Source organism: Sporosarcina soli, assembly GCF_042655805.1.
Classification (GTDB): domain Bacteria; phylum Bacillota; class Bacilli; order Bacillales_A; family Planococcaceae; genus Sporosarcina; species Sporosarcina soli.
Genome location: NZ_JBHSNO010000022.1, coordinates 182,620 through 200,032, shown reverse-complemented (window position 1 = coordinate 200,032; position 17,413 = coordinate 182,620). Strand labels below are relative to the sequence as shown.

Annotated in this window: 14 protein-coding genes; all 14 read left to right on the top strand. The window is 46.5% G+C overall.

Features of this window, described 5'->3' with window-relative positions:
- Nucleotides 1-176: 176 nt before the first annotated feature.
- The 14 genes from ACFPRA_RS24685 to ACFPRA_RS24620 all read left to right on the top strand — a co-directional run bounded on the left by ACFPRA_RS24685 (nt 177) and on the right by ACFPRA_RS24620 (nt 17,413).
- Nucleotides 177-1,895 (top strand): adenine deaminase C-terminal domain-containing protein, encoded by a 1,719-nt coding sequence (locus ACFPRA_RS24685; protein ID WP_381440727.1) that lies wholly within the window; start codon nt 177-179, stop codon nt 1,893-1,895.
- Between the two features lie 9 nt (nt 1,896-1,904).
- Nucleotides 1,905-2,957: a DUF3048 domain-containing protein gene (locus tag ACFPRA_RS24680; protein WP_381440725.1), complete on the top strand. Its 1,053-nt coding sequence runs from the start codon at nt 1,905-1,907 to the stop codon at nt 2,955-2,957.
- Nucleotides 2,958-2,984: 27 nt separating this feature from the next.
- Complete coding sequence (locus ACFPRA_RS24675) at nt 2,985-3,305, top strand: YerC/YecD family TrpR-related protein (protein WP_381440723.1); 321 nt, start codon at nt 2,985-2,987, stop codon at nt 3,303-3,305.
- 83 nt (nt 3,306-3,388) lie between these two features.
- The gene (gene pcrB / locus ACFPRA_RS24670; protein ID WP_381440720.1) at nt 3,389-4,087 is read left to right on the top strand and encodes a heptaprenylglyceryl phosphate synthase; all 699 of its coding nucleotides are present in this window, start codon (nt 3,389-3,391) and stop codon (nt 4,085-4,087) included.
- A gap of 45 nt (nt 4,088-4,132) precedes the next feature.
- On the top strand, nt 4,133-6,370 hold the full coding sequence (gene pcrA, locus ACFPRA_RS24665) for a DNA helicase PcrA (protein ID WP_381440716.1): 2,238 nt from the start codon (nt 4,133-4,135) through the stop codon (nt 6,368-6,370).
- Nucleotides 6,371-6,385: 15 nt separating this feature from the next.
- Complete coding sequence (gene ligA, locus ACFPRA_RS24660) at nt 6,386-8,395, top strand: NAD-dependent DNA ligase LigA (RefSeq protein ID WP_381440714.1); 2,010 nt, start codon at nt 6,386-6,388, stop codon at nt 8,393-8,395.
- Between the two features lie 5 nt (nt 8,396-8,400).
- A complete protein-coding gene (locus ACFPRA_RS24655) occupies nt 8,401-9,528 on the top strand; it encodes a CamS family sex pheromone protein (protein WP_381440712.1) in 1,128 nt (375 codons plus the stop codon).
- 87 nt (nt 9,529-9,615) lie between these two features.
- The gene (gene gatC / locus ACFPRA_RS24650; protein ID WP_381440710.1) at nt 9,616-9,903 is read left to right on the top strand and encodes an Asp-tRNA(Asn)/Glu-tRNA(Gln) amidotransferase subunit GatC; all 288 of its coding nucleotides are present in this window, start codon (nt 9,616-9,618) and stop codon (nt 9,901-9,903) included.
- 27 nt (nt 9,904-9,930) lie between these two features.
- On the top strand, nt 9,931-11,394 hold the full coding sequence (gatA, locus tag ACFPRA_RS24645; RefSeq protein ID WP_381440707.1) for an Asp-tRNA(Asn)/Glu-tRNA(Gln) amidotransferase subunit GatA: 1,464 nt from the start codon (nt 9,931-9,933) through the stop codon (nt 11,392-11,394).
- A gap of 3 nt (nt 11,395-11,397) precedes the next feature.
- On the top strand, nt 11,398-12,828 hold the full coding sequence (gatB, locus tag ACFPRA_RS24640) for an Asp-tRNA(Asn)/Glu-tRNA(Gln) amidotransferase subunit GatB (protein ID WP_381440704.1): 1,431 nt from the start codon (nt 11,398-11,400) through the stop codon (nt 12,826-12,828).
- 207 nt (nt 12,829-13,035) lie between these two features.
- Entirely contained in the window at nt 13,036-13,605 is a 570-nt protein-coding gene (locus ACFPRA_RS24635) for a thioredoxin family protein (protein ID WP_381440701.1), read from the top strand.
- 157 nt (nt 13,606-13,762) lie between these two features.
- Nucleotides 13,763-14,686, top strand: a complete 924-nt coding sequence (locus ACFPRA_RS24630) for a diacylglycerol kinase (protein WP_381440698.1) — start codon at nt 13,763-13,765, stop codon at nt 14,684-14,686.
- 358 nt (nt 14,687-15,044) lie between these two features.
- Nucleotides 15,045-16,391, top strand: coding sequence for a cytochrome ubiquinol oxidase subunit I (locus ACFPRA_RS24625; RefSeq protein ID WP_381440696.1), 1,347 nt, complete (start codon nt 15,045-15,047; stop codon nt 16,389-16,391).
- A complete protein-coding gene (locus tag ACFPRA_RS24620; protein ID WP_381440693.1) occupies nt 16,388-17,413 on the top strand; it encodes a cytochrome d ubiquinol oxidase subunit II in 1,026 nt (341 codons plus the stop codon). Before ACFPRA_RS24625 ends, ACFPRA_RS24620 begins: the two co-directional genes overlap by 4 nt.

Below are 17,413 nucleotides of genomic sequence, written 5' to 3'. Positions count from 1 at the left end.
GTTTCGCTCAAAACTTGGAAAAACCTTTTCATCTAGGAATTTTGTTGTTTTGGTTAAAGAAACGCTCACCAACAACTACATAACGTCCCCTCGGAAATTTCCAACTCTCTATGTATTTCATGAATGCTATGCTACGATAAATAGTATACTAGTGAGTAGAGGAGAGAGGGGATTTCATGTGGGGGCATAGTGAAATAAAAGGGCAGCTGGCGATTATCGAAGGTGAAAAATCGCCGGATATCATCATTACAAATGCGGATTACTTGCATTCTATTTATAAAAAGTGGATGAAGGGTAACATTTGGATTTCAGGGGATCGGATTGTCTATGTTGGACAGGCCATGCCCGCTGTTACAGAAGGTGCGGAAATTTTCGATGCATCAGGGAAAAAGATTGTACCGGGTTATATTGAACCGCATGCGCATCCTTTTCAATTGTACAACCCTCGGACATTTGCGAATTATGCAGCGGAGCGCGGGACGACTACGATGATTTCGGACAACCTTGCTTTTTTCCTGACCCTTGATGACATAACGTCTTTTTCGATCATGGACGAATTGAGCACGTTGCCTTTTTCATTTTATTGGTGGGGGCGATTTGATTCACAGACGGCTACGGAAAATGAAGCGACGTTATTTAATGTTGATTCAATCCGACGATGGGCGGGTCGGCCAGATGTCTTGTTAGGGGGCGAATTGACGGGATGGCCTCGGTTGATGAACGGCGATCCGGATATGTTTTCTTTTCTTCAGGCCGTAAAAGCGGAAGGCAAGAAAATAGAAGGCCATTTCCCGGGAGCCTCTGAACGGACGCTTGCTCGTATGCGCCTTCTTGGAGTGGACGGCGACCATGAAGCGATGACCATCGAAGAAGTGGAGACAAGGCTTTTACATGGGTATGGAGTGACGCTTCGCCATTCGTCCATCCGGCCGGATCTTCCCGATTTGTTGAAAGCCCTAGTGGAGAAGGAGTTGGATGTATTCGATCATCTTATGATGACGACAGACGGTTCCTCGCCGTCATTTTACATCGACGGTGTGATGGACAAATGTATCCGCATTGCGCTTGATGCGGGGGTGGAACCGATTGATGCTTATCAAATGGTCACTTATAACATTGCGCGTTATTACAATATGACGGATCTGCACGGCTTGATTGCGACAGGGCGCTATGCATCACTCAATATTTTGGATGATGCTGATCATCCCGTACCAACGGATGTGTTGTCTAAAGGTGAATGGGTGAAACGTGAAGGAAGACTGGCAGAACCGTTCCCTTCCATTAATTGGTCTGATTTTGGCGTGTTTGCTCCGGATTTTGAGCTAAAGGAATCTGATTTACGATTCGATCAACCAATCGGGATCGAAATGGTGAACGACGTCATCACGAAGCCATTTCAGATTACACGGGATACGACAGCCGCTCAATTGGAGAATGGGCATGATGAAAGCTTTCTGATGCTCATTGACCGACATGGGAAATGGCATGTCAATACGGTGATCAAAGGATTTGCAACGGACGTCCAAGGTTTTGCTTCCACGTATTCGAATACAGGGGATATTCTGTTGCTCGGTAAGGACAAGCAAGAGATGGTCCGTGCTTTCGAAGAAGTCAAGCGGATCGGAGGCGGGATGGCGCTCGTAGAGAATGGGGAAATCATCCAAACATTGCCGCTTATCATCGGAGGCGGCTTTTCGAAGGAACCGATGGACTTATTGATGGCACAAGAATTGGAACTGAAAAAAGCATTGGTGGACCGAGGATTCAAATATGGGGATGCAATCTTTTCATTACAGTTTTTGCAAACGACGCATTTGCCATATGTACGTATTACACCGTTAGGTATTTATGATGTGATGAAAAACGAAGTACTGATTCCCGTAAAGGAAAGATAGGAGGACTAAATGGAACAGAAAATGAAAGGGTGGCTATTCATGATGGCCATCGCCATGCTGCTAGTAACGGCATGTTCAAAGGACGAGCAGGTAAAGGAACCCGTAACAGGACCGCTAGAGGAGGAAGACATCGTACAAGAAGACGAGCCGGTAACACGCTATGCAGCCCCTTTTACAGGCATTCAATCGGAAGAAGAAATGACTCGTCGTCCTGTTCTAGTGACGATTAACAATCATCCACTTGCGAGACCACAATCTGGCATCAGTGATGCGGATATTGTTTATGAATTATTAGCAGAAGGAAATGTCACTAGACTATTGGCTTTATTCCAAAGTGAGTTACCAGAAGAAATTGGTCCTGTGCGCAGCGCCCGGGATTATTTTGTTCATATGGCCAAAGGTTTGGATGCTTTTTACGTGGCGCATGGCTATAGTCCGGATGCACAACAGTTGTTGCAAAGCAATTTTGTGGATAATGTGAATGGCATGCAGTATGACGGCACGCTTTTCTGGCGCTCGAAAGACCGACGTGCGCCGCATAATTCCTATATATCAGGGGAAAACATTTTAGCGGGAGCGGAGAAGACTGATTCCACGATGGAAATGGATCAGGCATCACCATTTTCTTTCCATGAATCGATCGAAGATGCTAAAATAGGAGATCAAGCCTCTACGATTACGGTTAGTTACAGTGCGGATCCGAAGTTTACAAGCAATTATTCATACGATGTGCTCAATGGGACATACGATCGGACTGTGAATGATGTTGTGACAATCGATAAAGTGAATGATGCCCCAGTGGAGTTATCCAACATCCTTATATTCGAAACAGCGCATCGTACAATCGATAATGAAGGAAGACAGTCCGTCGATTTGGAGACAGGTGGCAAAGGGATGCTGTTTCAAGCAGGGATCGTCAAAGCCATTGAATGGGAAAATAAGGACGGACTTCTAATGCCGATGGAAAACGGTGCCCCAGCGAAACTTGTACCGGGGAAAACATGGATCCATGTTGTCTCAACAAAGCCGGGGATGGACCAATCTGTGACATTCATGCCATAAGAAAACATTCAGAGAGTGGGAAAGGATATGCAAATCGATAAAATCCGTGGTCATCAGACGGAACAGCTTTTTAAGGCGATACTCGAATTGAAAGACCTCGATGAATGCTATAAATTTTTTGATGATCTTTGTACCATCAGTGAATTGCAGTCGCTGACACAACGTCTGGAAGTGGCGCAAATGCTGAAACAGCGGAAGACGTACGATACGATCCAACATGAGACGGGCGCCAGCACCGCGACCATTTCAAGAGTCCGCCGTTGTGTCGATTACGGTTCGGGCGGATACAATATCGTACTGGACCGATTGTATCCGGAAGAGAAAGAGTCGGAAGGCAAAACTGAATGATCGAAGCACCGGGCGAGGAAAGAACTCGTCCGGTTTTTTTGGTATACTAGGTGAACGTACAATATGAGATTAGGTGGTTGAACATGGACTATACAACATGGCGTCATGCCTTTAAATTAGATCCAGCAAAAACGGTGACAGATGATGAACTGGAAAAGCTTGCGGAATCGGGAACGGATGGTTTGATCGTCGGTGGATCGGATGGTGTCACACTCGATAATGTGCTCGAATTGCTCGTCAGGGTGCGGCGTTACTCTGTTCCGGTTGCGCTGGAAGTATCGACAGTTGAATCCGTGACGCCCGGTTTCGACTACTATTTCATCCCGACGGTATTGAACTCGACACAAGTGGAATTTATCAATGGGCTGCATCATGCGGCGTTGCGTGAATATGGCCATATGATGAATTGGGATGAAGTGGTTGCAGAAGGCTATTGCATTCTGAATCCGGATTGCACAGCGGCGAAAATGACCGGCGTGGAAACCGTACCGGACGAAGAGGATGTCATCGCGTATGCACGTATGGCCGAGCATCTATTTAAATTACCGGTATTTTATATGGAATATAGCGGTACATATGGCGATGCTGAAGTGGTGGAAGCGGCATCACGCATACTGGAGAATACACGTCTCTTTTATGGCGGAGGCATCACGAATGCGGAAGAGGCGAAAACGATGGCGGCTCTTGCGGATACAGTTATTATTGGCAATATTATTTACACAGATTTGAAAGCTGCACTTTCCACTGTTGAAGCAGTCAAATCGGTTTCCCGTCAACGATAAATTCATGTATAATAGAAGAACAAACGTTCTGAAAGGCGGTAAAATATGAATACAATTGCAGAAGGCTTGTTGGCAGGTATGAACCCTGAGCAAGCGCGTGCGGTGAAGAAGACGGAAGGACCGCTGTTGATCATGGCGGGGGCAGGTTCCGGCAAGACGCGCGTTCTCACCCATCGGATCGCTTATTTAGTCGTGGAAAAAAACGTGTATCCATCTAAGATCTTGGCGATCACGTTTACGAATAAGGCGGCTCGTGAAATGCGCGAACGGATTGATGGATTGCTTGGACCAGGTACGGGAGAGCGGATGTGGGTGTCCACATTCCACTCGATGTGTGTCCGTATCTTGCGTCGTGATATCGATCGGATTGGCATTTCGAAAACTTTTTCGATTCTTGATACAGCCGACCAATTGACGGTCATTAAAAACGTCTTGAAAGACTTAAACTTGGATCCCAAACAATATGATCCACGCTCTATGCTCAATGCGATTAGTTCTGCGAAAAACGAGTGCATCGATGCGGAAGCATTCCGCGGACAGATCAATTCTTTCAATCCCTATGAAAAGACGGTTGCGGACGTTTACGATGGCTATGCTAAACGATTACGCAAAAACCATTCACTCGATTTTGACGATCTGATCATGATGACATTGACCTTATTCGAACGCGTCCCGGAAGTCCTCGAATTTTATCAAAACAAATTCCAATATATCCACGTTGATGAATATCAAGATACTAATAATTGCCAATATCGTCTTGTCAAAATGTTGGCGGACAAGTTCAAGAACATCTGTGTCGTCGGTGACTCTGACCAATCGATCTATCGTTGGCGCGGCGCAGATATCGGCAATATCCTCTCTTTTGAAAAGGATTATAAAGATGCTGAGATGATCATGCTTGAACAGAACTACCGCTCCACGAAGCGCATCTTACAGGCGGCAAATGACGTCATTATGAATAACAAAAGCCGCTATGATAAAAAACTGCGAACTGATAATGAAGAAGGCGAACCTATTCGCGTGTACAAAGCAAGTGATGAAAAAGATGAATCGCAGTTTGTCGTCGGTAAAATCATTGAGTTGAAAGAGCAGGAAAACTTGAAACTCGATCAATTTGCCATTTTATATCGGACGAATGCCCAATCACGGGTGATTGAGGAATACCTTGTGAAATCGAATTTGGACTATACGATTGTCGGCGGAACAAAGTTCTATGACCGAAAAGAAATCAAAGACTTATTGGCCTATTTACGATTGATCGCCAATAATGATGATGACCTGGCGCTCGCGCGGATTATCAATGAACCGAAGCGGAGTATCGGGGCGACTTCTTTCGATAAGATGGCGACATTTGCTATCGAGCATGATCGCTCGATTTTTGATGCGTTGCAGGAAGTTGACTTTATGGGGCTGACCGCGAGAGCGGCCAATGAAGTGGCGAAATTCCGTGAACTCATTGCCGGCTTTACGCAGATGCAGGAATATTTGTCGGTCACGGAGCTTGTTGAACAAGTACTTGAAAAATCAGGCTACCGCGATATGTTGCAGCGGGAAAAAACGATCGAAGCGGAAAGCCGTCTTGAAAATATCGAAGAGTTCCTTTCCGTTACGGAAGCGTTCGAAAAACGTGCAGAAGAGGAGAGCGGCGATAAGTCACTTGTTGCGTTCTTGACGGATCTGGCTTTAATTGCAGATATTGATTCACTTGATAAAGAAGAGAACCAATCGGCGGAAAAAATCGTCCTGATGACGATGCATGCTGCGAAAGGGCTTGAATTCCCTGTCGTCTTCATCATCGGCATGGAGGAAAATGTCTTCCCGCATTCCCGCTCTATGGCGGATGATGAAGAAATGGAGGAGGAGCGACGTCTAGCATATGTGGGAATCACCCGTGCAGAACAGAAATTATACTTAACTTCGGCATCGTACCGAACGCTTTATGGACGTGCGAGTTATAATAGCCCATCGCGTTTTATCGGAGAGATTTCGGATGACATTACAGAAGCGCTGTCCGCCCATTCCGGGTTTTCAATCGGGGGAACATCTTCGACGCGAAATCAAGCCCCTGTCCGTCCTGCTGTCAAAAAGCCGGTCTATAAGACCAGTGGCGGGGACAAGATGGGATGGAGAGTAGGAGACAAAGCGGTACACAACAAGTGGGGCACTGGCATGGTCGTCAGTGTGAAAGGTGCAGGCGAGGATGTGGAACTGGACATTGCGTTTCCAGATCCGGTAGGCATCAAGCGATTGCTGGCCAAATTTGCACCGATTGAAAAAGGATGATAGGAGAAGAAGTCGATGGATCGAATGGAACTCGAAAAACGGGTGGAAGAATTGAATCAGTTGCTTCATGAATATGGCCATGCGTATTATTCGCTCGATAAACCACTTGTACCTGACGCGGTTTACGATCAGCTAATGCAAGAACTGCTAGCGATTGAAGCAGAAAATCCTGATCTGATCTATCCCGATTCACCTTCACAACGTGTCGGTGGAGAAATATTGACAGGTTTCGGAAAAGTCGTGCATGAGTTTCCGATGCTCAGTCTTTCAAACGCGTTCAGTGAAGTGGATTTGCGGGAATTTGACAAACGTGTCCAAGCCGCTACAGGACATCAAGTGACTTATATTTGTGAGTTGAAAATTGACGGTCTAGCCATTTCACTCAAATATGTGGATGGGCGTTTCGTCCAAGGTTCAACGCGCGGGGACGGGACCGTCGGAGAGGACATTACGGCAAATCTGAAGACGATCCGGACGATTCCTTTGCGTCTGAACGAACCGGTTTCCATCGAGGTGCGCGGTGAAGCGTATATGCCGAAAAAGTCATTCGTCCATTTAAATGCTACCCGTGATGAAGCGGGTGAAGAACCGTTCGCCAATCCGCGCAATGCGGCGGCAGGTTCGCTGCGCCAATTGGATCCGAAAATTGCCGCCAGCCGGAACTTGGCCATTTTTGTCTACGGCATCGGAGGCGATGGCAGTGCTTATGGACAGGATAGCCATTCTGACTCCTTGGATGCACTGGACACACTTGGCTTTGAAACGAATCATGAACGGAAACGTTGCGCTTCTATCGATGAAGTGATCGACTATATTGGGAAATGGGTGGAAAACCGTTCAAATTTAGAGTATGAAATCGATGGAATCGTCGTTAAAGTCGATAACTTCGAAGACCAAGAGCAACTCGGTTTCACTGCGAGGAATCCGAGATGGGCGACCGCTTTTAAATTCCCGGCGGAAGAGGTTATGACTAAATTGCTCGATATCGAATTGAGTGTCGGTCGTACGGGCGTCGTCACCCCGACAGCGATCTTGGAACCTGTCCGGGTTGCCGGTTCGACAGTCGGCCGCGCCTCTTTGCATAATGAAGATCTTATTATAGAAAAAGATGTCCGAATCGGCGATACGGTCGTCATCCGGAAAGCGGGGGACATCATTCCAGAAGTCGTTGCGCCATTGATTGAACAACGTACGGGTGATGAACAACCGTTTCACATGCCGGACAACTGTCCGGAATGTGATTCAGAGCTGATCCGGATTGAAGGCGAAGTGGCACTGCGCTGTGTCAATCCACAATGTCCGGCGCAGATGAAAGAAGCGATTATTCACTTCGTTTCGCGCAACGCGATGAATATCGAAGGGATCGGCGAGCGGGTAGTGGACCAGTTGTACCGGGCAGACCTCGTGCATGATGTGTCAGATCTATATACGTTAACGAGGGAGCAATTGATTGAATTGGAACGGATGGGCGAGAAATCTGTTTCGAATTTATTGACTGCGATTGAAGCTTCGAAAGCGAACTCGTTGGAGAAATTGCTGTTTGGTCTCGGAATCCGTCATGTCGGGGAGAAAGCGGCAACGATTCTTTCGGAAGAGTTCGGCACGCTCTCGGCATTGATGGAAGCAGACGTTGAAAGATTGCTGACCATCCACGAAATCGGGGATAAGGTGGCTGATTCGATCACCACTTATTTCAGTAATGAAGACGTGATGGAAGTGCTCCAGAAATTGGAGTCCTATGGGGTGAATATGACGTATAAAGGCCGATCCAGACAGGATGTACCAACAGATGGACCATTTGCCGGGAAGACGGTCGTCCTGACCGGGAAGTTATCGATTTTGACGCGCAATGAAGCGAAAGAGAAAATCGAGGCGCTCGGTGGAAAGGTGAGCGGTAGTGTCAGCAAAAAAACGGATCTTGTCATCGCTGGGGAAGATGCCGGTTCAAAATTGGCCAAAGCCGAAGAACTCGAAATTACGGTTTGGAGTGAAGAAATGTTAATCGGGGCACTCGGAGAGGAGTGATGAGGATGAAAAGAGTATGGCTCGTCACCGGGCTAGTAGGGATTTTATTGCTCGGAGGATGTCTTCCTTCCATCGGAAAGAATGAGGATGAAGTCGTCCAGGAAAATGAGGAAAATGTAGAAGAGACGGTGCTGATTCCGGATGTCAAATTGAAGGATGAATTTTACCAGACGTTGATTCCGTTCAAGAAAAGTGCTAGCCGCGGCCTCATTGTCAGCAATTTGTACACGAAGTATGATATGCAGGAGGCAGAAGAAGGGCTGTTACGGTTATCTGTTCAAAACTTCAGTCCGAGCACGCATTACTTTCAAGAAGGGCAGTACATCGATCGGGATACGGCCCGCTCTTGGCTCTCTAGAAGCTCATCCGATGAGGCGGGATTGAACCCGCCCGCAGAAGAAGGATTGACGGAGGAACAGGTTGCGGAACAGTCGCCGAATATTCTCGCCCATATCGTTGAACAGAATTACTTGATCATGACCGATGATAAGAAACTCAGATTGGATGGGATTTCAATCGGGCTCGCGCTGAATTCGATCAGCTATTCGAGAAATGGAAGGGAAACGGGGATTCCTGATAATGTCTTAGAAAAGGAAGGCATGAAAATAGCAGAGGAAGTCGTCCGCCGCTTGCGGGCAATGGACGGGCTTGCGGATGTCCCGATTGTTGTAGGTTTGTTTAAGCAAGAAAGCCGAAATTCCATCCATCCAGGAACCTATTTTGCGACGGCTGTTGCGGAAAGAGGAAAAGCAGCACCTTCGGGTTGGAAAAAAGTGAACGAAAAATACGTCGTATTTCCGGCATCATCCGAGACGGAAAACTACAGGGATATGAATACGGCATTCGATAGTTTGAAACAGGATGTAGACGCCTATTTCCCTAGTTTTGTGAACATTATCGGAACAGGATTTTATAAGGATGGCCAATTACAATCACTCAGAATTCAAGTGCCCATCCAGTTCTTTGGCACAAGTGAAATCATCGGCTTTACACAATATTTGACAGCACTGATTGTGAAATATTTTCCAAATGTCTACGCGGAAGTAAGTATTTCCACTTCCAATGGGCCGGAAGCGTTGATCATCAATGAACCCGGAGAAAAGGAACCATTCGTCCATATTTACGGTTATTGACGAGCGGTAACAACGCACTTGAACTTTTCAACAGAAATAGAAGGTGTTATTATTAAACGTACCGATTGATGATGAGGAGGAGAAAGTATGACAACGATGACGATAGATGAAGTGAACTATTTGGCGGGCCGTATCAGACTTGGCCTGTCAGAAGACGAAGCGGCAACATATGCCGAAGAACTTGGTGAATTGATCAGCTTCATCGGGAAGTTGCAGGAAGTCGATACGGAGCAAGTTGAACCGACGACACACCCACTGCAAATGGTCAATGTACTGCGCAAGGACGAGCCGGTCGATGTACTGGATCGTGAAGAGATGTTGAAAAGCGTAAAAGAACACGAAGCTGGACAGATCAAAGTGCCGACCATCATTTGATGAGCGAATTTGGGGAGGAAAAGATAAATGACGTTATTGAACAAGACGGCAGTAGAACTTCAGTCGCTTTTACATAATCGGGAACTGACTGTCAAAGAATTGACAGAAGAGTCATTTGCCCGTATAGCGAAATTGGATGAAAGTGTACAAGCATTTCTTTCAACGAACGAAGCCGAAGCGCTTGCCCAAGCAGAGGCATTGGATCAGCAGCCATTAGAAGGCCGCGGCCCACTTTTCGGTTTACCGATCGGATTGAAAGATAATATCGTGACGAAAGGGATTACGACAACAGGCGCAAGTAAGATGTTGGCAAACTTCGTGCCGGTTTACGATGCAACAGTTGTTGAAAAACTGAAAGAGGCAGGTATGGTAATCGTCGGAAAACTGAATATGGACGAGTTTGCCATGGGTTCCACGACGGAGACATCTGCATTCAAGAAGACATATAACCCTTGGAACTTGGATCATGTGCCCGGAGGTTCTTCAGGCGGTTCCGCAGCAGCGGTCGCAGCGGGAGAAGTTCCATTCGCGCTAGGTTCAGATACAGGTGGTTCCGTTCGTCAACCAGCAGCATTTTGCGGAGTTGTCGGCATGAAACCGACATACGGACGTGTGTCCCGTTTCGGTCTGATCGCATATGCATCATCGCTTGACCAAGTCGGTACAATCACACAAAATGTCGAAGATAATGCAATGCTTCTTCAAGCGATCGCAGGATTGGATCCGAAAGATTCGATGACTTCTCCACAGGAAGTGCCGGATTACAAAGCGGCGCTTACAGGTGATGTAAAAGGCTTGAAAATCGGTGTACCGAAGGAATACCTCGGTGAAGGTGTTTCCGATGAAGTGAAAAAGGCTGTACAAGAAGCACTGCAAACGCTTGAGTCTCTTGGCGCTGAATGGGAAGAAATCTCCCTTCCGCATTTACATTACGCGGCGGAAGCTTATTATGTCATTGCAACATCCGAAGCGACATCCAACTTGGCCCGTTTTGATGGAATCCGTTACGGCTATAGCGCGGAAGGCGTTCATGATCTAGACGAACTTTACGCTCGTTCACGTGCAGAAGGATTCGGAAGAGAAGTGAAAAAACGCATTCTGTTCGGAACGTATGCATTAGGAGCAGAACATCATAAAGACGTATTTGTGAAAGCGCAAAAAGTTCGTACGCTCATTGCACAGGACTTCGCGCAAGCTTTTGAAAAATACGATGTCATCATCGGACCGTCTTCCGCAACAACTGCGTATAAAATCGGCGAGACGAACAAAGATCCATTGGCGCTTTATGCGAATGATGTATTGACGGTTCCGGTCAACCTTGCTGGCGTTCCGGCCATTTCAGTACCATGCGGATTTGCGGATGGCTTGCCGGTCGGCTTACAAATCATCGGAAAACATTTCGATGAAGCAACGCTTTACAAAGTGGCGCATGCATTTGAACAAGCGACCGATTTCCATACACAAACTCCAGCAATCAGGGAGGGGAAATAACCAATGAACTTCGAAACGATTTGCGGGCTTGAAGTCCACGTAGAGTTGAAAACAGATACAAAAATCATGTCACCGGCACCGGCCCATTTCGGAGCAGAGCCGAATATGAACATCCACGTTACCGACCTGGCATACCCAGGGGTTCTACCTACAATGAACGAACGTGCGATTGAGTATGGCATGAAAGCTGCATTGGCGCTGAACTGTGAAATTGCACCAATTATGAATTTTGACCGGAAGCATTATTTCTATCCGGATAATCCAAAAGCCTACCAAATTTCCCAAGACGAGCGTCCAATCGGTTCAAACGGTTGGGTTGAAATTGAAGTCGAAGGGAAAAAGAAGAAAATCCGTATTGAACGTGTCCACCTTGAGGAAGATGCAGGGAAACTGACACATACGGATGAAGGTCATTCACTTGTCGACTTGAATAGACAAGGAACACCGCTTATCGAAATCGTTACAGAAGCAGATGTCCGTTCTCCGGAAGAGGCTTATGCTTTTCTTGAAAAACTGAAAGCGATCATCCAATACACAGGCGTTTCTGATGTACGGATGGAAGAAGGATCTCTTCGTTGTGATGCGAACATCTCCCTACGTCCTTTCGGGCAGGAGGAATTCGGTACGAAAACCGAGTTGAAAAACTTGAACTCTTTCAACTTTGTACGTAGAGGTATGGCGTATGAAGTGGAGCGTCAGGAAAAAATCCTGTTGGCTGGTGGGAAAATCGAACAGGAAACACGCCGTTATGACGAAGCGACGGGCAAAACATTGCTCATGCGTGTCAAAGGGCAAGCGAATGATTATCTATTCATTCCAGAGCCGGACTTAACGGATTTCCATATCGATGAAGCGTGGGTCGAACGAGTCCGTGCAGAGATTCCTGAACTGCCGGATGCGCGGAAAGAACGCTATGTCAAAGAACTGGACCTTCCTGAATACGATGCAGGGGTCTTGACGTTGACGAAAGAAATGTCCGATTTCTTCGATGCAACAGTGGTAGCCGGGGCGGACGCGAAGCTTGCTTCCAACTGGCTCATGGGTGAAGTATCCGCTTATTTGAACGCAGAGAATAAAGAACTTCATGACACGGCATTGACGCCGGAAGGTCTTGCCAGCATGATCAAACTTATTTCTGATGGCACGATTTCTTCCAAAATCGCGAAAAAAGTGTTTAAAGAATTGATTGAAACAGGTGGCGACGCAGCGGCAATCGTCAAAGCGAAAGGACTCGTCCAAATTTCAGACGAAGGCACGCTCCGCACAATGGTCAATGAAACACTTGATGCAAATGCACAATCGATCGAAGACTATAAAAACGGTAAAGACCGCGCAATCGGCTTCCTCGTTGGTCAAATCATGAAAGCGACGAAAGGGCAGGCAAATCCACCACTCGTCAATAAAATCCTTCTTGAGGAAATTGCAAAACGGTAATAAAAGGAAGACGCCCTGTATTGGGCGTCTTGTTTTATCTATTGATTCGCCAATAACATGCGGTGAGCGTCAATAAACAGTCAGCCAACGCCCATACTAGAGAACAAAGTGCCAATACTTCCATAGACCATTCATGTTTCCTAAAATCCCGGAATTTGATTCAAACAAAAGGACACCGTACAATTGGAGTAAAGGAGTGTGGTCGGAATGAAAACAGAAAAACAGTATTTTGATGAAGCGATTTCACTTACACAGCATATGGATAAGATGGAGACACATAAGGAAAACAGTTTCCATATTTATGAACAATTTGAAGTACCACAGGACGATGAATTCATTGAACTTTTAAAAGAGAAGAAACCGAATATCCTGATCATCACGGAGGATTGGTGCGGAGACGCGATGATGAACAACCCGATCTTGCGTCGGATTGCAGAGGCCGCAGACCTGGATGTACGTGCGGTTTACCGTGATGCAGACACGGAGCTGATTGACAGGCATTTGACGAATGGAGGCAGATCGATTCCCGTCTATCTATTGCTAGGTGAAGATGGAGAAGTGGAAGCGAAATGGGGGCCGCGTGCAGCTTCCATCCAGGAGTATGTAATGGAAATGCGCAAAGACTTGCCACCAGCAGATGCACCAGAATATAAAGAGAAACAGCAGGAATTCATCAAGCGTTTGACTGCCGAATATACTACAAAACCTGAGTTGTGGCTTACGGTTTACGATGATATTCGCAAAACGTTTCTTCCGGTACTGCAAAAACAATCGTAATCGATTTGATGCATGCTGCAACTAGTTAAGCAGGATGAGCGTCTATATGTATATGTCTTGAAGGAATGAATGCAGGCGTTTTCAAGGAGTACGCGCCTCACTGAAATAGATCTATCAAAAGAAAATATCATCTGTACGAATAGAGAGGGAAACCCGCATGAAACGTGCACGAATTATTTATAATCCTACTTCAGGGCGCGAAATATTTCGCAAACACCTTGGAGAAGTGTTGGAGAAGTTTGAGAAAGCCGGTTACGAAACTTCTTGTCATGCAACAACTGCAGAGGGTGACGCCAGAGATGCGGCCAAATTAGCCGTGGAAAGAGGATTCGACCTGATTGTCGCTGCGGGTGGAGATGGCACACTGAACGAAGTTGTAGCGGGTGTAAGTCCATTTGACAAACGCCCTCAAATCGGTTTGATTCCAACGGGGACGACGAATGACTTCGCGCGTGCATTGCGTATTCCGCGTGATATCGACGATGCCGTGGAGATCATTCTTCGTGGTGAAACGGTCCCGGTCGATGTCGGGATGATGAATGATCGCCATTTCATCAATATCGCAGGCGGCGGAAGACTGACGGAATTGACATACGATGTACCGAGCAAGTTAAAAACGGTTCTTGGTCAACTCGCTTATTATTTGAAGGGCATTGAAATGTTGCCATCGATCCATTCGAGCCCTGTGCGGATTGAATATGATGGCGAAGTGTTCGATGATGAGGCCATGCTATTCCTTGTCGGATTGACGAATTCGGTCGGTGGTTTTGAAAAACTCGCCCCCGGTTCAAGCATCAATGATGGAAAATTTACATTGCTCATCTTAAAAAAATGCAATATCGCCGAGTTTATTCGCGTTGTGTCGCTTGCACTCAGAGGCGAACACCTGAACGATCCGCTCGTCATTTCAAGTAAAGCAGAGAAAATTACAGTCGAGTCACCGGAAGAGGTGCTATTGAATTTGGATGGTGAGTATGGCGGTATGCTCCCGGCCAGATTTGAGAACCTGCATCGTCATATTGAAATGTTCGCGCCGCTTGACGAATTAAGAGAAGAAGACCGCGTAACAGATGTCATATAAGTCGATAAAAGCTGTATGAGAGCCATTTGAAGGCACTCATACAGTTTTTTTGCAGTGAGTTTAGAAAAGTCGTTGATCGGAATTCAACAGTGGTAAAAAGTCATTCCATATGTACCAACGAATAATTTACAGATCTGCTCTTCTGTTTTCAAAAATAGTCCATCATTAGCTCTCATAATATAGATTAGGTTGATGTATAGAGGGTAAAGAAATGTATCAGGATGTACTTGAAAGGATGGGGCATACGTATGTACAAAATGCAGGAAAAGCGTCTTATATGGCTATCCTTCGTCATTGCGGTCATTATGCTTATTTCGATTTTGGGTAGAGTATTTGGAAGCTGAGGGAGGGAAGTTCGTTGGGGAATGAAGAAGCTGTCTTTTTTTCACGGGTGTTAACCGAGACGACATTATCTTTTCATATTATTTTTGCGACAATCGGTGTCGGGGTACCGCTGATGATCATGATTGCCCAATGGGTAGGTATCCGGAAAAATGATGAACATTATATTTTACTTGCACGGCGCTGGGCACGCGGTTTTGTCATTACCGTGGCAGTCGGAGTTGTGACCGGAACAGCAATCGGCTTGCAACTTTCTTTGTTGTGGCCGAATTTTATGGAGCTTGCGGGGAATGTCATCGCACTCCCGCTGTTCATGGAAACGTTCGCCTTCTTTTTTGAGGCGATATTCCTCGGAATTTACTTATATACATGGGATCGGTTTGAGAATCAGAAAAAACATTTATTGTTATTGATACCAGTCGCAATCGGGGCGTCCTTCTCTGCGGTTTTCATTACGATCGTCAATGCTTTTATGAATGCCCCGCAAGGCTTTGATCTTGTAGACGGTGAACTGATCAATATCAATCCGCTCATTGCGATGCTCAACCCGGCGATGCCGACGAAAGTAGCGCATGTCGTTGCGACGGCTTATATGACGGCTGCCTTCGTGCTAGCATCAATTGCGGCGTATCGCCTGTTGAAAGGATCGAATCACGAATACCATAAAAAAGCGTTATTTTTGACGATGAAAATTGGGATGATATTTTCCGTCGCGGCCGCCATCATCGGTGATTTCTCCGGAAAATATTTGGCGGAATATCAACCCGAGAAACTGGCTGCCGCTGAATGGCATTTCGAAACGGAAGGCAATGCACCTTTGATCCTCTATGGGGTGTTGGATGGGGAAGAAGTGAAATACGCCCTCAAGGTCCCGTATGCATTAAGTATTCTGGCTCATAGTATTCCAAGTGCCGAGGTGATCGGGCTCGACCAATTCCCGGATGATGAAATACCTCCACTTTATATCCATTATCTGTTCGACATTATGGTAACGATCGGAGTCTGGATGACTGTTCTATCCGCTGTATTTTGGATTGGAATGAGACAACGTTGGAAGATGGTTTCGACGAAGTGGTTCCGCTGGCTGATCGTCTTAGGTGGGCCGTTATCGATTATAGCCATCGAGGCGGGCTGGTGGATGGCCGAAGTCGGAAGGCAACCGTGGATTTTAAGAGGGCTCATGCGCACAGAAGAAGCGGCAACGACGAGCGGACATGTCGACACGATGCTGATTCTGTTCTGCCTGCTATATATCGTACTTGGCATCGGTGTCATTGTCGTCCTGCGTAGAATGTTCCGCAACAATCCGGTCGAACGTGAAATCGAAGACCGGGAGATGGAGAAAGGCGGTGACGTATTATGACACTGGAAATCCTCGGCATATCCGTTTTATGGACATTCCTTTTCGGTTATATCCTTGTCGGTGCTATCGACTTCGGGGCTGGATTTTTTAATGCGTACAGCTTGCTAACAGGTAAACAGCGTATTTTGACAAACATCATTCAGCGCTATTTATCGCCCGTTTGGGAAGTGACAAACGTATTCCTTGTGTTCTTCTTCGTTGGCATTATCGGATTTTTCCCGAAAACAGCGTTTTACTACGGAACGACATTGCTCGTTCCCGTCAGTATCGGAATTATCCTGCTGGCGATCCGTGGCTCGTATTACGCATTCGAAACGTACGGAGCACGTGGCCATAAGGGTTACTCATTCATGTATGGGCTTGCTGGCATTCTGCTTCCGGCATCGCTATCCATCGTGCTAACGATATCGGAAGGCGGCTTTGTCAGGATGGTGGATGGCAAGCCGGTACTCGATTATTGGCTGTTGTTCACAAGCCCGCTTACCTGGGCGATCGTCGTATTGAGCATTGCGGCAACCTTATATATTTCCGCTGTATTCCTGACCTGGTATGCCAATAAAGCTCGCGATGTGGAAGCAACGAATCTACTTCGGAAATATGCGCTTATCTGGGCATTGCCGACCATCATCACGGCTGGCGGCATCATCGTTGAACTGAGAAACCATAATCCGGAACATTACAGCAATATCCAAAACTTCTGGCCGATGTTCCTCATTTCGTTTCTACTGTTCATCGGTACAGTGTGGCTGCTTTGGAAGCGGCGCAATTACGGATGGGCATTTATCTTCTTAGGTGGCCAATTCATTTTCGCCTTCTTCGGCTACGGCGCATCGCATTATCCGTATTTGCTCTATCCGTACTTGACGATTTATGACAGCTTCACGAACCCTGCCATGGCCATCTCCCTCATCGTGGTATTTATCATGGGACTCGGGCTACTGATACCGTCTTTGTATTTGCTCATGCGCCTATTCTTATTCGACAAAAATTATGTCCGTGGAAAAGGCGATTATCACGCGTAA